16 protein-coding genes are annotated in these 19662 nt (G+C 74.6%); 4 read left to right on the plus strand and 12 right to left on the minus strand.

Annotation, left to right across the window (positions count from 1 at the left end):
• The first annotated feature begins 124 nt into the window (after positions 1-124).
• Positions 125-592, plus strand: coding sequence for an RDD family protein (locus ACFVVL_RS10560; protein WP_380296773.1), 468 nt, complete (start codon positions 125-127; stop codon positions 590-592).
• Positions 593-679: 87 nt separating this feature from the next.
• Here ACFVVL_RS10560 and ACFVVL_RS10565 read toward each other — a convergent pair whose 3' ends face one another.
• From ACFVVL_RS10565 to ACFVVL_RS10590, 6 genes are all read right to left on the minus strand, one after another.
• A complete protein-coding gene (locus ACFVVL_RS10565; RefSeq protein WP_380296774.1) occupies positions 680-1369 on the minus strand; it encodes a DUF4191 domain-containing protein in 690 nt (229 codons plus the stop codon).
• A gap of 79 nt (positions 1370-1448) precedes the next feature.
• The gene (locus tag ACFVVL_RS10570) at positions 1449-1697 is read right to left on the minus strand and encodes a hypothetical protein (RefSeq protein ID WP_380296776.1); all 249 of its coding nucleotides are present in this window, start codon (positions 1695-1697) and stop codon (positions 1449-1451) included.
• Between the two features lie 230 nt (positions 1698-1927).
• On the minus strand, positions 1928-2881 hold the full coding sequence (gene lipA, locus ACFVVL_RS10575) for a lipoyl synthase (protein WP_350566845.1): 954 nt from the start codon (positions 2879-2881) through the stop codon (positions 1928-1930).
• A 142-nt stretch (positions 2882-3023) separates the two neighbouring features.
• Complete coding sequence (gene lipB, locus ACFVVL_RS10580; RefSeq protein ID WP_380296778.1) at positions 3024-3794, minus strand: lipoyl(octanoyl) transferase LipB; 771 nt, start codon at positions 3792-3794, stop codon at positions 3024-3026.
• Positions 3795-3875: 81 nt separating this feature from the next.
• On the minus strand, positions 3876-5816 hold the full coding sequence (locus ACFVVL_RS10585) for a helix-turn-helix domain-containing protein (protein WP_387673545.1): 1941 nt from the start codon (positions 5814-5816) through the stop codon (positions 3876-3878).
• Between the two features lie 128 nt (positions 5817-5944).
• Positions 5945-7360 carry an MFS transporter gene (locus tag ACFVVL_RS10590; protein WP_387673222.1) on the minus strand — a complete coding sequence of 472 codons (1416 nt, stop codon included), beginning with the start codon at positions 7358-7360 and terminating at the stop codon, positions 5945-5947.
• 523 nt (positions 7361-7883) lie between these two features.
• Here ACFVVL_RS10590 and ACFVVL_RS10595 point away from each other — a divergent pair.
• Complete coding sequence (locus ACFVVL_RS10595; protein WP_387673225.1) at positions 7884-9725, plus strand: regulator; 1842 nt, start codon at positions 7884-7886, stop codon at positions 9723-9725.
• Between the two features lie 12 nt (positions 9726-9737).
• On the opposite strand, the gene ACFVVL_RS10600 is transcribed toward ACFVVL_RS10595, so the two are convergent.
• The 3 genes from ACFVVL_RS10600 to ACFVVL_RS10610 all read right to left on the minus strand — a co-directional run bounded on the left by ACFVVL_RS10600 (position 9738) and on the right by ACFVVL_RS10610 (position 13734).
• The gene (locus tag ACFVVL_RS10600) at positions 9738-10970 is read right to left on the minus strand and encodes a cation:proton antiporter (protein WP_387673228.1); all 1233 of its coding nucleotides are present in this window, start codon (positions 10968-10970) and stop codon (positions 9738-9740) included.
• A gap of 113 nt (positions 10971-11083) precedes the next feature.
• Positions 11084-12412, minus strand: coding sequence for an NAD(P)/FAD-dependent oxidoreductase (locus ACFVVL_RS10605; protein ID WP_387673231.1), 1329 nt, complete (start codon positions 12410-12412; stop codon positions 11084-11086).
• A gap of 416 nt (positions 12413-12828) precedes the next feature.
• Positions 12829-13734 (minus strand): TIGR01777 family oxidoreductase, encoded by a 906-nt coding sequence (locus ACFVVL_RS10610; protein ID WP_380295837.1) that lies wholly within the window; start codon positions 13732-13734, stop codon positions 12829-12831.
• A 112-nt stretch (positions 13735-13846) separates the two neighbouring features.
• On the opposite strand from ACFVVL_RS10610, the gene ACFVVL_RS10615 reads away from it, so the two are divergent.
• Together ACFVVL_RS10615 and ACFVVL_RS10620 are read left to right on the plus strand one after the other, a co-directional pair.
• Entirely contained in the window at positions 13847-14347 is a 501-nt protein-coding gene (locus tag ACFVVL_RS10615; RefSeq protein WP_387673234.1) for a GNAT family N-acetyltransferase, read from the plus strand.
• 128 nt (positions 14348-14475) lie between these two features.
• Positions 14476-15522, plus strand: coding sequence for a DUF2510 domain-containing protein (locus ACFVVL_RS10620; protein ID WP_387673237.1), 1047 nt, complete (start codon positions 14476-14478; stop codon positions 15520-15522).
• 23 nt (positions 15523-15545) lie between these two features.
• Here the strand turns inward: ACFVVL_RS10620 and ACFVVL_RS10625 are convergent, their stop codons facing one another.
• The 3 genes from ACFVVL_RS10625 to lpdA all read right to left on the minus strand — a co-directional run bounded on the left by ACFVVL_RS10625 (position 15546) and on the right by lpdA (position 19413).
• On the minus strand, positions 15546-16061 hold the full coding sequence (locus ACFVVL_RS10625) for a DUF4240 domain-containing protein (protein WP_380295831.1): 516 nt from the start codon (positions 16059-16061) through the stop codon (positions 15546-15548).
• A gap of 194 nt (positions 16062-16255) precedes the next feature.
• On the minus strand, positions 16256-17950 hold the full coding sequence (gene sucB, locus ACFVVL_RS10630; protein WP_380295829.1) for a 2-oxoglutarate dehydrogenase, E2 component, dihydrolipoamide succinyltransferase: 1695 nt from the start codon (positions 17948-17950) through the stop codon (positions 16256-16258).
• Positions 17951-18006: 56 nt separating this feature from the next.
• On the minus strand, positions 18007-19413 hold the full coding sequence (gene lpdA / locus ACFVVL_RS10635) for a dihydrolipoyl dehydrogenase (protein ID WP_380295827.1): 1407 nt from the start codon (positions 19411-19413) through the stop codon (positions 18007-18009).
• Between the last annotated feature and the right edge of the window lie 249 nt (positions 19414-19662).

Genomic DNA, 19662 nt, shown 5'->3' on the forward strand with positions numbered 1-19662 from the left:
CGGAATGGTCTAGACCACCAGGGGGAGGGGCGGAAAGCCGGCGAGGGCCGATTCACTCTTCGGTGGCGGGCCCGGCGGGGGAGGCGGTGGCCGTCCCCGGCGTTCGCCCGGTTAGTGTGGATTCGTGGACACCAGAGAAGCGTTGGGATCGTGGATCGACGGCCCGAAGGCGGCCGCCGAGAAGATGGGTGCCGACTTCGGGTACCGCGGTGAGCGCCTCGGACTGCCCAAGGAGGGCCCCGGTTCGATCGCCGGCCCCGGCCGCCGGATGGGCGCGCTGTTCGTCGACGGCTGGCTGGTCGCCCTGGTCGCCTACGGGCTGATCGGCAAGGGCTCGGCGTCCTCGGCGAACATGTGGACCACCCCGCTGTTCTTCGCCGTCACCGTGCTGCTGCTCGCCACCACCGGGACGACCGTCGGCAAGCGGCTGTTCGGGCTGCGGGTCGTCCGCCTGGACGGCAGCCGGGCGACCATCCCGCAGGTGATGCTGCGCACCCTGCTGCTCTGCCTGCTGGTGCCGGCGCTGGTCTGGGACCGGGACACCCGGGGGCTGCACGACAAGGCGGTCGGCACGGTCGAGGTCCGGATCTGAGGGGCGCACGCCGAGCCGGAGAACGTCGAACGGCCCCGCCGCGGAGCTTCCGCGGCGGGGCCGTTCTCGTGCTGTCGACGGGGAGGGTCAGCGGACCTGGCCGCCCTTGGGCATCCGGGCGCCCTTGGGCATCGGGCCCTTGGGGATGGGCGCCTTGGAGAGCAGGTCGCCCAGCGCGCGCAGGCGGTCGTTGGTCTCGGTGACCTGGGCGGGCGTGATGGCGCGCGGCAGTCGCATCAGGTGGATCTGCAGCTTCTTGAGCGGGACCTCGCCCTCGCCGTTGCCCACCACGATGTCGTGCACCGGCACGTCGCCGACGACCCGGGCCATCTTCTTCTTCTCCGACGCGAGCAGCTGGCGGACCCGGTTCGGGTTGCCCTCACCGATCAGCGCGATGCCGGCCCGGCCCACGGCGCGGTAGACCGCGTCCTGGCTGCGGGTGACGGCCACCGGGGTGGAGTTCGCGCTCCAGCCGCGCCGGATGTTGTTCAGCACCGCCGCGACGGCGCCCGGCTGCCCCTCCATCTGCCCGAACGCGGCGCGCTCGGCCCGGCGCCCGAAGACGATCGCCATGGCCAGGAAGGCCACGATGAAGCCCAGGATGCCCAGGTAGACGGGGTGCTCGATCGCGAAGCCGATGGCGAGGAACACGCCGAAGGTCAGCAGGCCGACGCCGGCGATGATCAGGCCGATCTTGGTGTCGACCTTCTTGGTCATGGTGTACGCCAGGCGGATCTGCTTCAGCCGCCCGGGGTTCTCGGATGTTTCCCTCGCCATAACGCTCATGGTACGTGGCGTGGGTACGGGATATCCAAGCCCGGGTGCCCGTTCGCCCCGAACCGTGACCCGTGTGCCCCTACGGAAGGGGCTGCCGGCGCCCCGGCCGGCCCGCCGGCCTGCCCGTCGACGGCCCGGCCGCGGGGCCGTTCGCGGGGCCGTTCGCCGCCCCCGACGCCAGCGCGTCGTGCCGGCGGTCGGCCGCGTGCCGGCGGTCCTCGCACACCGCCGCCCAGGCGTTGTGCCGGGCCCGTCGCTGTCCGCCGGACAGCAGGACGCTCTCGGCGAACCGCAGCGCGACCCCCACCGACCGGATCCGCATCTCCATGCCGAACAGCTCCCCTCGCGGCCGCGGCCGTGGCTGAGAAGAATCGAACAATCGCGACGAGTCCATCATCACCACCCCGTGTTACCAGCCCGTGACCTGGCAGTCAAAGCGGAGTGAACGCGGAAGGGCGGAGCCGAGGCTCCGCCCTTCCGATGGCTCGAATGCGCCGGACGCGTTCAACGCGCCCGGACGCGCTCAGGTGCGCGCACCCGCGTCCGCCCGGCCCGTGCTCAGACCGAGGCCTGCGCGCGGCGCTCCAGCGCCTGCCGGTACAGCCGCCCGGCGCGGTACGACGAGCGGACCAGCGGACCGGACATCACGCCGGCGAAGCCGAGCTCCTCGGCCTCCTCCTGCAGCTCGACGAACTCCTGCGGCTTGACCCACCGCTCCACCGGGTGGTGGCGCAGCGAGGGGCGCAGGTACTGGGTGATGGTGATCAGCTCGCAGCCGGCGCCGACCAGGTCGGCCAGCGCCTGGCTGACCTCCTCGCGGGTCTCGCCCATGCCCAGGATCAGGTTGGACTTGGTGACCAGCCCGGCGGCGCGCGCCTGGGTGATGACGTCCAGCGAGCGCTCGTAGCGGAAGGCGGGGCGGATCCGCTTGAAGATCCGCGGCACCGTCTCGACGTTGTGCGCCAGCACCTCGGGGCGGGACGAGAAGACCTCGGCCAGCTGCTCCGGCACCGCGTTGAAGTCCGGGATCAGCAGCTCGACGCCGGTGCGGCCGCCCTCGCGGCCGGCGGTCATCGCGTGCACCTGGCGCACGGTCTCGGCGTACAGCCAGGCGCCGCCGTCCGGCAGGTCGTCACGGGCGACACCGGTGATGGTGGCGTAGTTCAGGTCCATGGTGACGATGGACTCGGCGACGCGGCGCGGCTCGTCCCGGTCGAACTCGGCGGGCTTGCCGGTGTCGATCTGGCAGAAGTCGCAGCGGCGGGTGCACTGGTCACCGCCGATGAGGAAGGTCGCCTCGCGGTCCTCCCAGCACTCGAAGATGTTGGGGCAGCCGGCCTCCTGGCAGACCGTGTGCAGCCCCTCCTTCTTCACCAGCGACTGGAGGGCGTTGTACTCCGGGCCCATCTTCGCGCGGGTCTTGATCCACTCGGGCTTCCGCTCGATGGGGGTCTCGCTGTTGCGGACCTCCAGGCGGAGAAGCTTCCTGCCGTCGGGTGCGACAGCGGACACGTGCGACTCCTAGAACTAGACGGGGTACCCCCAGGGTACGCCTGTGCTTGTACGGCCTTCGCCGGGGCTGCGGCCCCGCAATCGCAGGGCAACAGGGCTACCGGCGGGTAGATTCCCGGGATCCGTCCGGGGGGGGCGGGCCTCAGCGGCCGGGGGCCGGCTCCGGGAGCTCGGCGAACACCTCGGCCAGGTGCTTCTCGACCAGCGGCAGCGCCTCGGAGACGGGGAAGCCCCGGCCCAGCTCGCCGGCCAGCGAGGCGACCCCGGCGTCCCGGATGCCGCAGGGCACGATCCTGTCGAACCAGGTCATGTCCGGGTCGCAGTTCAGCGCGAAGCCGTGCATGGTCACCCCGCGCGCGACCCGGACGCCGATCGCGGCCAGCTTGCGGTCGTCGCCGCGCTGCCCGGCGTTGGACGGCGCGTACTCGGGCCCGGCCAGCCGCGGGTCGATGCCCAGCGGCAGGCCCATCCGCAGGGTGAGCCTGCCGATGTCGACCACCTGCTCCGGGTCGACCACCGCGTCCGGGATGGCACGGCCCAGCACCCAGACCCCGCTGCGGCCCTCGACCCGGGTGGTCTCCACGCCGAACGCCCCGGCGGCCCGGATCAGCGCCTCCTCCAGCCGCCGCACGTACGCGATCACGTCGATCGGGTCCGGCAGCTTGACGATCGGGTAGCCGACCAGCTGGCCGGGGCCGTGCCAGGTGATCTCGCCGCCCCGGTTGACCTCGACCACGGGGGTGCCGTCCAGGGGCAGGTCGGCGGGGTTGGTGCGCTTGCCCATGGTGTACACGGGCTGGTGCTCCAGCAGCAGCACCGTGTCCGGGATCTCGTCCGCGACCCGCAGGGCGTGCAGCCGCTGCTGCTCCTCCCAGGCCTCCTGGTACGGGACGGCGCCCTCACCGATGCCCATGCGTATGAACCGCACGTTCTCGCTCACCGCTGCTCCTTGCCAGGCGTTCGAGACCAACCTCGCCACTGTACGCCCGAGGCGTCACGGACCGGACAGCAGCTGGAGCCGCAGCGCCAGCTGGAGCTCCAGGGAGCGCTCCGGGCCGTTCCAGTCCCGGCCGAGCAGCACCTCGACCCGGTCCAGCCGCTGCACCACGGTGTTCACGTGGACGTGGAGCTCGTCCTTGGCCCGGGTCAGGCTGCCGCCGCAGTCGAAGTACGCGCGCAGGGTGCGGACCAGCTCGGTGCCGCGCCGGGCGTCGTACTCCAGCAGCGGGCCCAGCGTCCCGCGGACGAAGCCCGCCACGTCGTGGCCGTCGCCGAGCAGCACCCCCAGGAAGCCCAGCGCCCGTGCCGAGGCGCCCTCGCCGGACCGGCCGAGCACCCGCAGCGCCCGGACGCAGCGCAGCCCCTCGGCGTACGCGGCGGCCAGCGCGACCGGTCCGGCGGCGGGACGGCCGGCGCCCACCGTGACCGGGAACCCGGCCAGCCGGGCCAGCCGCTCGGCGGCCCGTCCGGCCGCCCGCTGGGCGCCGTCCCCGGCGTCGTCCGCGCCCCCGTCCTCCGCGCCGTCCCCGTCCGGGACCAGCAGCACCACCGCCTCACCGTGCTCCGCACTGATGCCCCGCGAGCCGAACAGGTACCGCCCGGCTGCGCCCGCCAGCCGGGCGCGGGCGCCGGCGTCCCGGGCGTCGCCCGGTTCCGCGACCAGCACCAGGTGCGGGCGGCCGAGGTCCACGCCCAGCCGGCGGCCGCGCGCGGTCAGCCCGGCCGGGTCCCGGTCGGGGGCGGTGAGCAGGTCGGCCAGCAGCTCGCCGCGCACCCGGTTCTCGGTCTCGGCGACCGAGCGCCGCAGCAGCAGGAGCAGCGCGGTCACCACACCGGCCCGCTCGAACAGCCGGCGGTCGGCGTCGTCGAGGTCCGGGCGGCCGCGCAGCACCAGGGTGCCCAGCTGCTCCTGCCCGGCCAGCACCGCGCAGACCCAGGCCCCGCCGTGGCGCACCGCACGCCCCTCGGCCCGGGACGCGGCCGCCGCCTCGGCCAGCCCGGTGCCCGGCGCGCCGGCCCGTCCGGCGAGCGGTTCGCCCTCGGCGTCCAGAACGGCTATCCCGCCGCCGAGCAGGGCGGCCACCGCCGCGGCGACGTCCGGCACCTCGGCCCCGCGCAGCACCAGGTCGGTGAGCCGGTCGTGGCCCTGTTCGGCGCGCTGGACGGCGGCGGAGTGGGCGCGGATCAGCTCGTTGGCGCTGTTCAGCTCGGTGAGCGCGGCCCGGGTGTCGGCGAGCGACCTGGCGGTGTCCAGCGCGATCGCGGCATGCGCGGCCAGGGAGCAGAGCAGCGCGACCTCGTCGGGGGAGAAGGCGCGCGGCGAGCGGTCGGCGGCGAACAGCACGCCGATCACCCGGCCGCCGAGCAGCAGCGGTACGCCGATGATCGCCACCAGGCCCTCGTCGAGCACGCCCGCGTCGATGGTGCCGGTGTGGTGGAAGCGCTCGTCGGCGCGGTAGTCGGGGGTGGCGTACGGGCGGGCGGTCTGCGCGACCAGGCCGCCGAGGCCGTCGCCGAGGCTGAGCCGCAGGGTCTGGAAGAGCACCGAGACCGAGCCGTCGGTGACCCGCATGTAGGTGTCGCCGGCGCCCTCGTCCGGGAGGGTCAGATAGGCGGTGTCGGTGCCGAGCAGCATCCGGGCCCGGCGGACGATCGCCTGCAGCACGGCGTCGAGGTCCCGGGAGGCGGCGAGGTCGCCGGCGGTGTCGAACAGCGCCGTCAGTTCGGCCTCCCGGCGCCGGTGCTGGCGCATCGTGCGGTGGACCCGCAGCGCCTGCCAGGTGGCGTCGTCGATCTCGCTCAGCACCGCGGCCGGCGCGCCCTGCCGGCGGGCGTCGGCGAGCACGTCGGCGAAGTCCTCGGTGGCGGCACCGGAGGCGAGCAGGTCCAGCAGGCGGCGGAGCGCGGGCGCCGAGCTGGTGTGGAGGTCGTTCATGGTGCGGCCGCCCATCGACAGTGGGTGTACGTGCTCCGGGGAGGGAAGCGAGATCGTAGCTGCTCGGCCCGGTCGGTCGTCGGCGGCCGGCGCGCACGCGGTGGTGCGCCCGGCCGCCGGACGCCCCGTCAGGCGGTGGCCGCCTTCCCGGCCGCCGGTGCCGCGGCGTCCGCGCCCCGCTCCGCGTCCGCGCCCTGCTCCGCCGTCCGCTCCGGTGCCTCCTCCACCTCCGCCAGGTCGTGCCCGCGGGTCTCCCGCGCGCACAGCACCGCCAGCACCGTGACGGCCGCCGCGACCGCCACGTACACCGAGATCGGGGTGGAGCCGCCGTAGTCCTTCAGCAGCGCGGTGGCGATCAGCGGGGCGGGGGCGCCGGCCGCCACCGAGGCGAACTGGGCGCCGATCGAGGCGCCGGAGTAGCGCAACCGGGTGGCGAACAGCTCGGAGAAGAAGGCGGCCTGGGGTGCGTACATCGCGCTGTGGAAGACCAGTCCGACGGTCACCGCGAGCACCAGTGACCCGAACGACGCGGTGTCGACCATCCCGAAGAAGACGAACGCCCACACCCCGACGCCGACCGCGCCCACCAGGTAGACCGGCTTGCGCCCGACCCGGTCGGAGAGCGCGCCGAAGAGCGGGATCAGCGCGAACTGGACGGCCGAGGCGATCAGGACGGCGTTCAGCGCGGTCTGCTTGGGCAGGTGCACGTGCGAGACGGCGTAGGCCAGGACGAAGGTGGTCATCACGTAGTAGGAGATGTTCTCCGCCATCCGGGCGCCCATCGCGACCAGCACCTCCCGCCAGTGGTGGCGCAGCACCCCCACCAGCGGCGGCTGTTCGGCCTTCCCGCGCCGCTCCGCCCGGGCCAGCGCCTCCTGGAACAGCGGCGACTCGTCCACCGCCAGCCGGATCCACATCCCGACCCCGACCAGCACCGCGGACAGCAGGAACGGCACCCGCCACCCCCAGGCGAGGAACGCCGCGTCCGACTGCAGACCGGTCATCAGCGACAGCACCCCGGCCGCCAGCAGATTGCCGGCCGGCGCTCCGCCCTGCGGCCAGGACGCCCAGAAGCCGCGCCGCCGCGCGTCCCCGTGCTCCGACACCAGCAGCACGGCGCCGCCCCACTCCCCGCCGAGCGCGAACCCCTGCACCAGCCGCAGCGTGGTCAGCAGCACCGGGGCGGCCACCCCGATCGAGTCGTACGTCGGCAGGCAGCCGATCAGCGTGGTCGACCCGCCCATCAGCAGCAGGCTCACCACGAGCAGCCGTTTGCGCCCCACCCGGTCCCCGAAGTGACCGAACACCAGGGCGCCGAGCGGGCGCGCCGCGAAGCCGATCGCATAGGTGAGGAAGGACAGCAGCGTCCCGGTGAGCGGATCGCTGTTCGGGAAGAACAGCTTCCCGAACACCAGCGCCGCGGCCGTTCCGTAGAGGAAGTAGTCGTACCACTCGACGGTGGTACCGATCAGACTCGCTGCCACGACGCGGGGCAGCGAGCTCCTGCTCGCGCGGTCCGATGGGTCCGGGGCGGTGGCCGTCATGGCTCATCACTTCCAGGCTCGGGAGAGGGTGTCGGCACACGGTAGGAAGCGCGAGGGATCGGCACTATGTGACCGGACACCACATCCGCATGCCTGGTCATGGGGGAGGGGGCCACTTCGCCGAGGGGTCGCCCGGGGGCCGTCGAACCGGAGCGGGGGGCCGGTGGGGGCGGTGGGGCCGGCGGGTCGGCGTGGTGTCCGCGGCCGGGAGGGGCGGCGATCCGGGGGGCCGGACCCCTGTGTGGCGACCCCCCACAGCACCCCGCTGAACTGTGGTGTTGCCCGCCATCGCGCCGTCGGCGCGGCCGTCGGCCGGCGGACGCCCCCGAAGCCAAACCCATCCTGAGGTGTCTTCCCCACAATGGGCGCGGATGCTTCACCCGTTCGGAGGATTGCTCGGTCAGAACCACCCATAGCGCCCGAATGCTCGCTACATTCACGCCGATTCCCGACAGGGGGCGTCGCCACAGGCAGCCGAACCGCTGGTGGAGCCGGTGCGGCGTCCGAGAGGTGTTGACTGACTATGCCCCAAAGGCCTGCAACCGACAGCCCGGCGTACGGACCGCTCGACCCGCTCGACCAGCACCGAGGTCCGGTCGGCCGGGCCCTTCCGGACGCCCCCGACGCCCCGACCGCCGCCGCCGACCTGCGGCTGCCCGAGCAGGCCACACCCGCCGACCGGCCCGCGGCCGCCGACCGGCACGTGCCGCCCGAGCGCCACGCACCCGAGCGGCACGCGCCGCCCGAGCGCCACCAGCCGTCCGGTGCCACCCAGAACCTCCAGCTCGCCGCGCTGATCGAGGAGGCCGGCTTCTCGCACGCCGGCCTGGCCCGCCGGGTCGACCAGCTCGGCCTGGAGCACGGCCTCGACCTGCGCTACGACAAGACCTCCGTCACCCGCTGGCTCCGCGGCCAGCAGCCCCGCGGCGCCACCCCGGCGCTGATCGCCGAGGTGTTCACCCGGCGGCTCGGCCGCCGGCTCACCGCGCAGGACCTCGGCCTGGACGCCTGCGCCCCGGTCTACGCCGGCCTGGAGTTCGCCGAGACGCCGCAGGAGGCGGTGGACATCGTGGCGAGCATGTGGCGCAAGGACAACGGGCCGCAGTCCGAGCTGCGCCGGATCGCCTTCACCCCGGCCGGTCTGGTGGTGCCCAGCCGCGACTGGCTGATCGGCCGCACCGACGAGCGGGTCGCCAGGGACGGCTCCACCCTGGTGCGCCCCGACCCCGCGGCCGGCGCGCCGCTGCCCGCCGGACCGCCCGGCGCGCCCGCCGGCACCGGACCGCGCGGCCCGGCCGCGGCCGCCGCCCCGGGCGCCCGGACCGGCTCCGGCACGGGCGCCGCCGCGCAGGCCGGCGCCGCCGCGCTCGGCGCCCGGGTGCCCACCCAGAGCCGCCGCCCGCCGATCGCCGTCGAGCCGCCCTACCACGACGCCGGGCGCGAGCAGCGCCCCGCGCTGCGGGTCGGCCGCGGCGACATCGCCGCCATCCGCGCCGTCGGCGACCTGTTCCGCGCGCTGGACCACGCCTACGGCGGCGGCCACGCCCGCCAGGCGCTGGTCCGCTACCTGGAGAGCGAGGCCGAGCCGATGCTGCGCGGCCGCTACGGCGAGCAGATCGGCCGCGCCCTGTTCGGCGCCGTCGCCGACCTCACCCGGCTGGCCGGCTGGACGTCCTTCGACATCGCCGCGCACGGCCTGGCCCAGCGCTACTTCGTCCAGGCGCTGCGGCTCTCCCAGGCCGCCGGGGACCGCGCGCTCGGCGGCTACGTCCTGGTGACGATGAGCCAGCAGGCCGTGCACCTCGGGCACGGCCGGGAGGCGGTCCAGCTGGCCCGGGTCGCCCAGCAGGGCGTGGGCACGGCGGTGCCGCCGACCGTGCAGGCGCTGCTGCACGCCGCCGAGGCGCGCGGGCACGGCCTGCTCGGCGACGTCCGCTCCTGCACCACCGCGCTGGTGCGGGCCGAACGGGCGCTGGCGGCCGCCCGGACCGGCGACGACCTGCCGTCCTGGGCGCGGTTCTTCGACGAGGCGCAGCTCTCCGACGAGTTCGCGCACTGCTACCGGGACCTCCAGCAGTGGCGGACGGCCGCCCAGCACGCCGAGAAGTCGCTGCGGCTGCGCTCGCCCGCGTACGCCCGCAGCCGGATCTTCTGCCGGCTGGTGCTGGCCACCGCCCGGCTCGGCATGGGCGACCTCGACGAGGCCTGCGGCATGGCGACCGACGCGCTGCGGGCGGCGGGGGAGATGCGGTCGGCCCGGTCGCTGGAGTACGTGCGCGACTTCCACCGCCGGCTGACGCCGTACCGGGGCAGCCCGGTGGCGCGCGCGTTCGAGGAGACGGCCCGCCAGGCGGGGGTGATCTGACCGGCCCGAGGACTACCAGCTCTCGGCGTTCACCCGCGGCCGGCCGCCCCCGACGGCGGCCGGCGGCCGGACGTCCCCGCGCAGCCGCTGCGCGGTCAGCGGGAACAGCAGCACCGAGAGCATGCCCGCGCCGACCAGGGCGGCGGCGGTCGAGGACGCCAGGTGGCCGGCGTCCACCTCGATCGTGGTGATCACCACGACCAGCGGCAGCGCGGTCGCCCCGTACAGGCCGAGCGCGGCCCGGTCGCGCCGCCCCAGCCCGGCGGGGGCGAGCAGGGCGGCGGGCAGCCCGCGCAGGGCGGGCAGCAGGAGCAGGAAGACCGGGACGAGCAGCAGCGTGCCCGGATCGCCGAGCAGCGCGTCCAGGTCGAAGTTCATCCCGCTGACCACGAAGAACACCGGGACGAGGAAGCCGAAGCCGATGCCCTCCAGCTTGGCCTCGACGACCTCCTCGGTGGGCCGGGGGATGTCGGCGAGCAGCAGCCGGGAGACGATGCCGGCGGTGAACGCACCGAGCAGCATGTCCAGCTCCAGCCGGAGCGCGGCGGCGACCATGGTGGCGAGCACCAGCATCACGGTGCGCACGGCGAACTGGCCGGAGGTGCGCAGGGTGCGCCGGATCAGCCCGGTCATCCAGGCGGGGCGGGGGCGCCGGGCACCGGCCACCGCGACGGCGGTGATCACCGCGAAGGCCGCCAGGATGACGGCGGAGCGCGCCGGGGTGTTGCCGCTGAGCAGCACGGCGACGGCGATGATCGGGCCGAACTCGCCGACCGCGCCGGTGGCCATGACCAGCGCGCCGAACCCGGTGGGCAGTTCGCCGGAGTCGCGCAGCACCGGCAGGATGGTGCCGAGCGCGGTGGTGGTGAGCGCGAGCCCGGTGAAGGCGCCGTCCAGCGGGTCCGGGCCGACCAGCGCGCCGAGGCCGAGCGCGGCGGCCACGGTGACCAGCCAGGCGAGGCCGGCCCGGCGCAGCGGGCCGCCGCGCAGCCGGGCGAAGTCGATCTCGTAGCCGGCCAGGAACATCAGCATGGCCAGGCCGAACCGGGAGAGCGCGTCGACCAGGGCGTCGACGTGCACCCAGCCCAGGACGTCGGGGCCGATCAGGACGCCGAGCAGGATCTCGAACACCACCGTGGGCACGGCGATCCACCGCAGCAGCAGGTCGGCCAGCAGCGGGGCGGCCACTGCGGCGGCGGGGACGAGGACCAGCGCGAGCGGCTGGGCGCCGGGTGCGGTGCTCACGCGGCGGCCGGCGGTGGAACGGGAATCATCCGATCAGCGGTCATATCGGCATATTGGCACGCGGTCCGTCGCCGATCCGGCGGCCGGACCGCGTGCCCCGTCGTGGCGGGCCGTCAGGCCGCGGCCGCCTCCGGTGCGGCGGCCGGCAGCCCGAGGTCGCGCGCCACGGCCTCGGCCGCGCGCCGTCCGGAGACCAGCGCCCCCTGCACGCTGCTGGTGTCCCGGTGGTCGCCGCAGACGTACAGCCCGGCCAGCAGCCGCACCGGCCGCCGGGTGTTGTGCGGCGGCGGCATGGCCGGCACCGCGTCCGGCAGGTGGCGCACGCTGAGGAACTGCCAGCCGTCGGCCGGGGTGCCGTACAGCTCCGCCAGCCGTCCGCGCACGGCCGGCTCCAGCGCGGCCGGCCCGCCGGAGTCGAAGGTGCGGCGGCCGAGCACGGTGGTGGCGATCAGCGCCCGCCCGGGTGGGGCGTACGAGGGGTGCAGCTCGCTGAGCACCAGCGAGTGGGAGACCAGCGACGGCCGCCCGCCCGGCCGGTCGCCGTCCAGCAGCAGGGCGGCCTCGCCGAGCGGGGCCCGGTCGGCCGCGTGGTAGAAGGTCGTGACGGGGTGGAAGTCCGGCAACCGGAGTCCGGGCAGCAGCTCCGCGGCGGAGCGGGGGTCGGTCGCGACGACCACGGCCTGTGCGCCGATCCGCCCGTGGCCGGCGGTCTCCACGCCGTCCGCCGCGATCGCGGTGACCCGCACCCCGGTGCGGACGGTGCCGGGGGGCAGGGCGGCGGCCAGCTGGGCCGGCACGGCCGCGATCCCCCCGGCGGGCAGACAGAGCCGGCCGCGCGCGTAGCAGCGCAGCACCAGGTCGGCGACCCGGCTGCTGGTGCCCAGGGCGGGGTCGCTGAGCAGGGCGCCGAGCAGCGGGCGCAGCAGGCCGTCGACGGTGCGCGGGGCGAGCCCGCGTTCGCCGAGCGCCCGGGCGGCGGTGGTCTCCGGCCGGGCCGTCAGCCGGGCGGGCGGGGTGGCGGCGAGCCGGTTGAGCCAGCCGCCGAGGCGCGCCTTGTCCAGCGGGCTGCCCAGCGGCGCCCGGGCGGCGGCCTGCCGGGCGGTGGTCAGCTGCGGGTCCCCGACCCGGTACCGGCGCCCGCCGTGGTGCACCAGGACGCCCGGGGTGAGCGGGCGCAGGTCGAGGCGGTCGAGGTCGAGCACGCGGCGCGGTTCGGGGAAGGCGGTGTTCAGCAGATGGCTGCCGTGGTCGAGGCGGAAGCCGTCCAGTTCGTGGGAGGCGGCGCGGCCGCCGATGCGGTCCGCGGCCTCCAGGACCTGGACGGCGAGGCCGCGGCCGGTGAGCACGCGGGCGGCGGCGAGGCCCGCGAGGCCGGCTCCCACCACGACGACGTCCGGATCGGACTGTCGGCGGGTGCGGCGGATGAAGTCGTACGTGGGCACGGGGGGCTCCCTCCCTGGTCCCGGATGTTTCGGGCCGGCGCAGGCAGCGGGGTGCTGGGACACGGTCCGACCGGTGTGATGCCCAGTCAGTGCGGCGGTCAGACAGGCCCGCCGGGCCGGATCGGGGCCGGGAAGGGGAGGGATCGCATCCAGTGGGGGTGCCGTCACGGACTGTGCGCCGATCCGGCCGCGATGCCGTCCGGCGGGCGCGCACGGTCACCGGGGGCGTGCGACGCGCCTGCCCCGTGCTCCCGTGCGCCCCCCGCCGGAGCCCCTCGCGGCAGTCGCCCGGCCTCCGCCCGGCATATGCCCCTGGCCAGGGTGAACGTCGTAGCGCGGCTAGTAGCGCGGCTCGTGGCGCGGCTACGCGGCGGGTCCGGGCACGCCCGCGCGCGCCCGGCCCCGCCGACCCCTCCTCAGAGCGCCGCCCGCACCGCCGAGTCGACGTCCGGGTGCTCGAACCGGAAGCCCGCGTCCAGCAGCCGGCGCGGCACCACCCGGTGGCTGCCGACCACCTCGATCGCCAGCTCGCCGAGGACCGCGTCCAGCACGGCCCGCGGCACCGGGAACGGCGTCGGCCGGCGCAGCGCCCGCCCGAGCGCCGCCGTCAGCTCGGCGTTGGTCACCGGCTCCGGCGCGGTCAGGTTGACCGGACCGCTGACGTCCTCCCGGTCGATCAGGAAGCGCAGCGCGGCGACCTCGTCGGCGAGCGAGATGAAGCTCCAGTACTGCCGGCCGTCGCCGAGCCGCCCGCCGAGCCCGAGCCGGAACAGCGGGAAGAGCCGGCCGCCCGCGCCGCCGGCCGCGGAGAGCACCAGCCCGGTGCGCGGGTGGACCACCCGGATCCCGGCCCGTTCGGCCGGTCCTGCGGCGGCCTCCCACGCGGTGCAGACCTCGGCCAGGAAGTCGTCCCCGGCGGGCGAGGACTCGTCGATCACCCGGTCCCCGGTCTGGCCGTAGTAGCCGACGGCCGAGGCGCTGACGAAGACCTTCGGCGGCTCGTCCAGCCCGGCCAGCGCGGCGGCCAGGGTCTCGGTGCCGAGCACCCGGCTCTCCCGGATCTCCCGCTTGTAGGACTCGCTCCAGCGGCGGTCGCCGACGCCGGCGCCCGCGAGGTGCACCACCGCGTCGACGCCGGCCAGCCCGGCCCGGTCGACCTGGCCCAGCAGCGGGTTCCAGCCGATGGCGGTGGTGCCGTCCGGCCGCGGTCCGGTCTTCGAGCGGTGCCGGACCAGCCGCACCACCTGGTGCCCGTCCGCCAGCAGCGAGCCGACGAGTGCCGAGCCGATCAGTCCCGTGGATCCTGTGACCGCGATTCTCATGCGCCCATCCTCGCAGCCGGGTCCCGGTACGGGCGGGAACGCCCGCACCGGGACCCGGGGCGGGGCGGTAATTCCGTGTACGTCCGCGCCGTGGGTGGTTAGCATGCCGCGCATGCGTGAAACGGACCATCTGATCATCCGACCCGCCCGAGCCGAGGACGAGAAGGAGCTCGCCGTCCTCAACCTGGCCACCTGGACCCCGCTGGCCGACGTCGGCCCGCGGCCCGCCGAGGACGCGGGGGTGTTCGACGAGCGCCACACCCCGGACCAGTTCCACCTCGCCCTGCTCGACGGCCGGATCGTCGGTTACGTCCGGGTCGTCCCGCCGACCCCGCTGCCCAGCAACCAGCACGTGCGCCAGATCCAGGGCCTGGCCGTCGACGCCTCCGCCCGCGGCCGGGGCCTCGGCGTCGCGCTGGTCGAGGAGGCCTGCCGGGTGGCCCGCGCCCAGGGCGCCCGGAAGATCAGCCTGCGGGTGCTCGGCCACAACGCCCCGGCCCGCGCGCTCTACACGCGCTGCGGCTTCGTGGTGGAGGGCTCGCTCGCCGAGGAGTTCCTGATCGACGGTTCGTACGTCGACGACATCTGGATGGCCCGGCTGCTGACCGGCTGAACCCCCGGACGGGGCCTCCCGACCCCCGGCTGCGGGCTGACGTGACGTCAGGTCCGGTACACGGGTGGTGCAGAGTCGTGACAGACCCGGTCTGTCTGGAGCGTCACCCGGACGGGTACGGTCTTGCCGTGAGCAACTCGACGCCTCCCGGGTGGTACCCGGTTCCGGGTGCGGACGGCACGGCCGGTCATGAGCGTTGGTGGGACGGCACGGCCTGGACCAGTGACGTGCGCCCCGTCCAGGCGGGCGGCGGCCCGATTGCCGACGCCCCGACACAGGTCTCCTGGCAGAGCCCCGGCGGCCAGCCCGCCGCGTCCGCGCCGCCCTCCTACGGCTACGGCGCGCCGCAACAGGGGCAGCCGGGCTACGGCTACCCGGCGCAGAACCAGCCGGGCTACGGCTACCCGCCGGCCGCTTACCCGCCGCCCTCCCGGCCGAACCGGATCAAGACCGGCACCGCCGTCGGCATCGGGGTCGGGGTCCTGGCCGTGGTCGGCGTGGTCGCCGCCATCGCGCTCAACAGCGGCGGCGACGGCCCGTCCGCCGACCCGAAGCCGGTCACCACGGTCACCGTCACCGACACCCCGAGCCCGACCGCCACGACTCCGGCCCCGACCACCACCAAACCGGTCTCGCCGCCGCCCACCACACCGCCGCGCCCGTCCCTGGTGCCCAAGGACACCGTGGCGGACCCGCAGCACGCCATCACGGTGCCGGTCTTCGACGGCTGGGAGGCGACCACCGAGGGCTCGCACTCGACGGTCTTCCTCGGCACCGGCCAGTACACCTGCCCCGGCGGCGGCAACTGCATCCGCGGCCAGTTCTCGGTCGAGAAGGACACCATCTCCGGCAGCACCGCCCGCGCGGCGGCCGAGGCGGCGATGCCGGCCTACGCGGCGGCGATCTTCACCAACATCACCTCGCACACCGACGCCGGCTCGTCCAGCACCACGGTGGCCGGCATCTCCGGCTACGCGGTGCGCTGGCACATCGTGACGGCGGACGGCAGCAAGGGCTACATCCTGATGGCGGCCGTCCCGGCCAAGGGCGGCGGCTACGTGGCCTTCGAGGGCGGGGTGGACGACGCCGCCGGAGCGCCCGACCCCACCGCCCTGGACCAGATCCTCAAGGGCATCAAGCAGGACACCGGCGCGGCGGGCGGCTCCACCACCTGAGCGGCCCGGCGCGCCGGGCGCCGTCAGTCCCCGTAGCGCTCCCAGAGCTTGGGGAACCGTTTCGCCATGACGTCCGGGTCGTCGAAGTCGAAGCCGGCTCCGGACGGCCGCGCGGGCTGCCGCCCGCCCACCTCGGGCAGCGGCAGCCCGGTCAGCTGCTCGTACGCCTCGTCGGCGGCGTAGCCGAGGTCCTCGGCCTCGCCGTCCTCCTCCTCGTCGAAGTCCGGCAGCAGGTCGGCCAGGTCGTCCGGGTCGTGCAGGCCGCCCTCGAAGACCTCCCGGCCCTGGCCGATCAGCCAGCACCGGAAGTAGTCGAAGGAGTCCTCGGAGGCCCCGCCCAGCAGCAGGTACGCCGCGCCCCACAGGTCGTGGCGGTAGGCGCGCTGGAAGCGGGCCTCGAAGAGCCGGGCGAAGTCGATCACATCGTCCGGGGTCAGCTCGCCCAGCCGCTCCACCAGGCGGTCCGCCTGCTCGTCGGGGTCGCCCTCGGCGGCCTCCCGGGTCTCGTCGATGATCAGCCAGAAGTCGGTCTCGTCCATCACCGCTCCAGCATCCCTGTTCGGCCGCATGCGCGCATGCGAAGAACGGGTGAATCACCCGGAACCACACGAAAAACCCGCAGCGGCGCGAAGACCCGGGCCGGGCGGCCGGCGACCGGTCCCGGACGCGCGGAACCCCGCGCCGTCCGGGGACGGTGCGGGGTTCCGGTGCTGCGGAGCGGACTCCCGGGGCCTTACAGGCCGAGCTCGACCTCGAACTCGCCGGCCTCCAGGATCTCCTTGACCGCCACCAGGTAGCGGGCGGCGTCGGCGCCGTCCACCAGGCGGTGGTCGTAGGAGAGCGACAGGTAGGTCATGTCGCGGATGCCGATGGCGGTGCCGCCGTCGGACTCGATGACCACCGGGCGCTTGACCGTGGCGCCGATGCCCAGGATCGCGGCCTGGTTCGGCGGCACGATGACGGTGTCGAACAGCGCGCCGCGCGAACCGGTGTTGCTGATGGTGAAGGTGGCGCCGGACAGCTCGTCCGGGGTGATCTTGCTGTCGCGCACCTTGCCGGCCAGCTCGGCGGTCTTCTTGGAGATGCCGGCGATGTTGAGGTCGCCCGCACCCTTGATGACCGGGGTCATCAGACCCTTCTCCGAGTCCACCGCGATACCGATGTTCTCGGTGTCGAAGTAGGTGATGGTGCCCTCGGCGTCGTTGATCCGGGCGTTGATGACCGCGTGGGCCTTCAGCGCCTGGGCGGCGGCCTTGACGAAGAACGGCATCGGGGAGAGCTTGACGCCCTCGCGGGCGAGGAAGCCGTCCTTGGCCTTGGCGCGCAGCGACATGATCCGGGTGACGTCCACCTCGACCACGCTGGTGAGCTGCGCCTGCTCGTGCAGGGCCTTCATCATGTTGTCGCCGATGACCTTGCGCATGCGGGTCATCTTGACCGTCTGGCCGCGCAGGGCGGACGGCGCGGCGGCGGCCTTCGGCGCGGCGGCCGGAGCGGCGGCGACCGGTGCCGGGGCCTGGGCGGCGGCCTTGGCGGCCTCGGCGGCGGCCAGGACATCCTGCTTGCGGATGCGGCCGCCGACGCCGGTGCCGGCGACGGAGGACAGCTCGACGTTGTGCTCGGAGGCGAGCTTGCGCACCAGCGGGGTGACGTAGGCGTCACCGGCGTCGGCCACCGGAGCGGCCGGGGCCGGGGCAGCCGGGGCGACCGGGGCCGGAGCGGCCACCGGGGCCGGGGCGGCCGGCGCGGCCGGAGCCGGAGCGGCGACCGGGGCGGCCGGAGCGGCGGCGACGGCGCCGGCGGCACCGATCAGCGCGAGCTGGGCGCCGACCTCGGCCGTCTCGTCCTCGCCGACCAGGATCTTCACCAGCGTGCCGGCGACCGGCGACGGGATCTCGGTGTCGACCTTGTCGGTGGAGACCTCCAGCAGCGGCTCGTCGACCTCGACGGTGTCGCCCTCGGCCTTCAGCCAGCGGGTGACGGTGCCCTCGGTGACCGACTCGCCCAGCGCGGGCAGCAGGACCGGGGTGGCGTCGCCGGCCGGGGCGGCCGGAGCGGCGGCGGGGGCCGCCGGGGCCTCGGCGACCGGGGCCGGGGCGGCGGCCGGGGCCTCCGCGACCGGGGCCGGAGCGGCCGGCGCGACCGGAGCGGCCTCGGCGGCCGGGGCCGGCGCGGCGACCGGGGCGCCCGAGCCGTCGTCGATGATCGCCAGCTCGGCGCCGACCTCGACGGTCTCGTCCTCGCCGACCTTGATCGAGGCCAGAATGCCGGAGGCCGGGGCCGGGATCTCGGTGTCGACCTTGTCGGTGGAGACTTCGAGCAGCGGCTCGTCGACCTCCACGCGCTCACCCTCGGCCTTCAGCCAACGGGTGACGGTGCCCTCGGAAACGCTCTCGCCCAGCGCGGGCAGTGTTACTGAGACCGCCATGGTTTCAGCGACTCCTATCAAGTCTTGCGAACTGGAATGGGGGGTGGGGGGCGCGATCAGTCGTGCGCGTGCAGCGGCTTGCCGGCCAGCGCCAGGTGCGCCTCGCCGAGGGCCTCGGACTGGGTCGGGTGGGCGTGGATGAGCTGCGCGACCTCGGCCGGCAGGGCTTCCCAGTTGTAGATCAGCTGGGCCTCGCCGACCTGCTCGCCCATGCGGGCGCCGACCATGTGGACACCGACCACGGCGCCGTCCTTGACCTGGACGAGCTTGATCTCGCCGGCGGTCTTCAGGATCTTGCTCTTGCCGTTGCCGGCCAGGTTGTACTTGAGGGTGACGACCTTCTCCTTGCCGTACAGCTCGACGGCCTTGGCCTCGGAGATGCCGACGGAGGCCACCTCGGGGTTGGAGTAGGTCACGCGCGGGACGCCGTCGTAGTCGATCGGCACCGGCTTCAGGCCGGCCAGGCGCTCGGCGACCAGGATGCCCTCGGCGAAGCCGACGTGCGCCAGCTGCAGGGTCGGGGCGAGGTCGCCGACGGCCGAGATGGTCGGCACGTTGGTGCGCATGTACTCGTCGACGAGGACGTAGCCGCGGTCCATCGCGACGCCGTTCTCCTCGTAGCCGAGGCCGGCCGAGACCGGGCCGCGGCCGATGGCGACGAGCAGCAGGTCGGCGTCGATCTGCTTGCCGTTCTCGGTGGAGACGCGCACACCGGCCTCGGTGTACTCGACGCCCGAGAAGCGGGCCTTCAGCTCGAACTTGATGCCGCGCTTGCGGAAGGCGCGCTCCAGCAGCTTGGAGGAGTTCTCGTCCTCCAGCGGGACCAGGTGCGGCAGGGCCTCGACGATGGTGACGTCGACGCCGAACGACTTCCAGACCGAGGCGAACTCGACGCCGATCACGCCGCCGCCGAGGATGACAGCCGACTTCGGGATGCGGTCGAGCTTGAGGGCGTGGTCCGAGGAGATGACGCGGTTGCCGTCGATCTCCAGGCCCGGGATCGAGCGCGGCACGGAACCGGTGGCCAGCACGATGTGGCGGCCCTCGATGCGCTGGCCGTTGACGTCCACCGAGGTCTGCGAGGAGAGCTTGCCCTCGCCCTGGACGAAGGTGACCTTGCGGGACGCCACCAGGCCCTGCAGACCCTTGTACAGGCCGGCGATGACGTCGTCCTTGTACTTGTGGACGCCGTTGATGTCGATGCCCTGGAAGGTGGCCAGCACGCCGAACTCGGCGGCCTCCTTCGTCTCGTCGGCGATCTCGGCCGCGTGCAGCAGGGCCTTGGTCGGGATGCAGCCGCGGTGCAGGCAGGTGCCGCCAAGCTCACCCTTCTCGACCAGGGCGACGCTCAGGCCCAGCTGGGCGCCGCGGAGCGCCGCGGCGTAACCGCCGCTTCCGCCTCCGAGAATGACTACGTCGAAAACGGTGCTGGCGTCGTTCGCCACGTCACGTCCTCCATGCAATGGGGTGTGGATCGCCGGGCCGGTCGCGGTCCGGTGGGTCGGAAGCCTTTGTGGGGCGCCCAGTCGTGCCGGAAATACATCTTCGCACTTGTTCGCGGCAGCTGATGTCCGGGTCCGCTCCAGGGGTGTCCCGAGGGGTGGTCGCAGGGGTGGGAACACCCTGGACGGAGGGGCATCGTCGCAGCTCAGGGCAGGGTTGACCGGGGTCGGGCCGACCGGTCGGTGGGCCGGTGGAGCCCCTGGTTCCGC

Source organism: Kitasatospora sp. NPDC058115 (genome assembly GCF_042884635.1).
In the GTDB taxonomy this organism is placed as follows: domain Bacteria; phylum Actinomycetota; class Actinomycetes; order Streptomycetales; family Streptomycetaceae; genus Kitasatospora.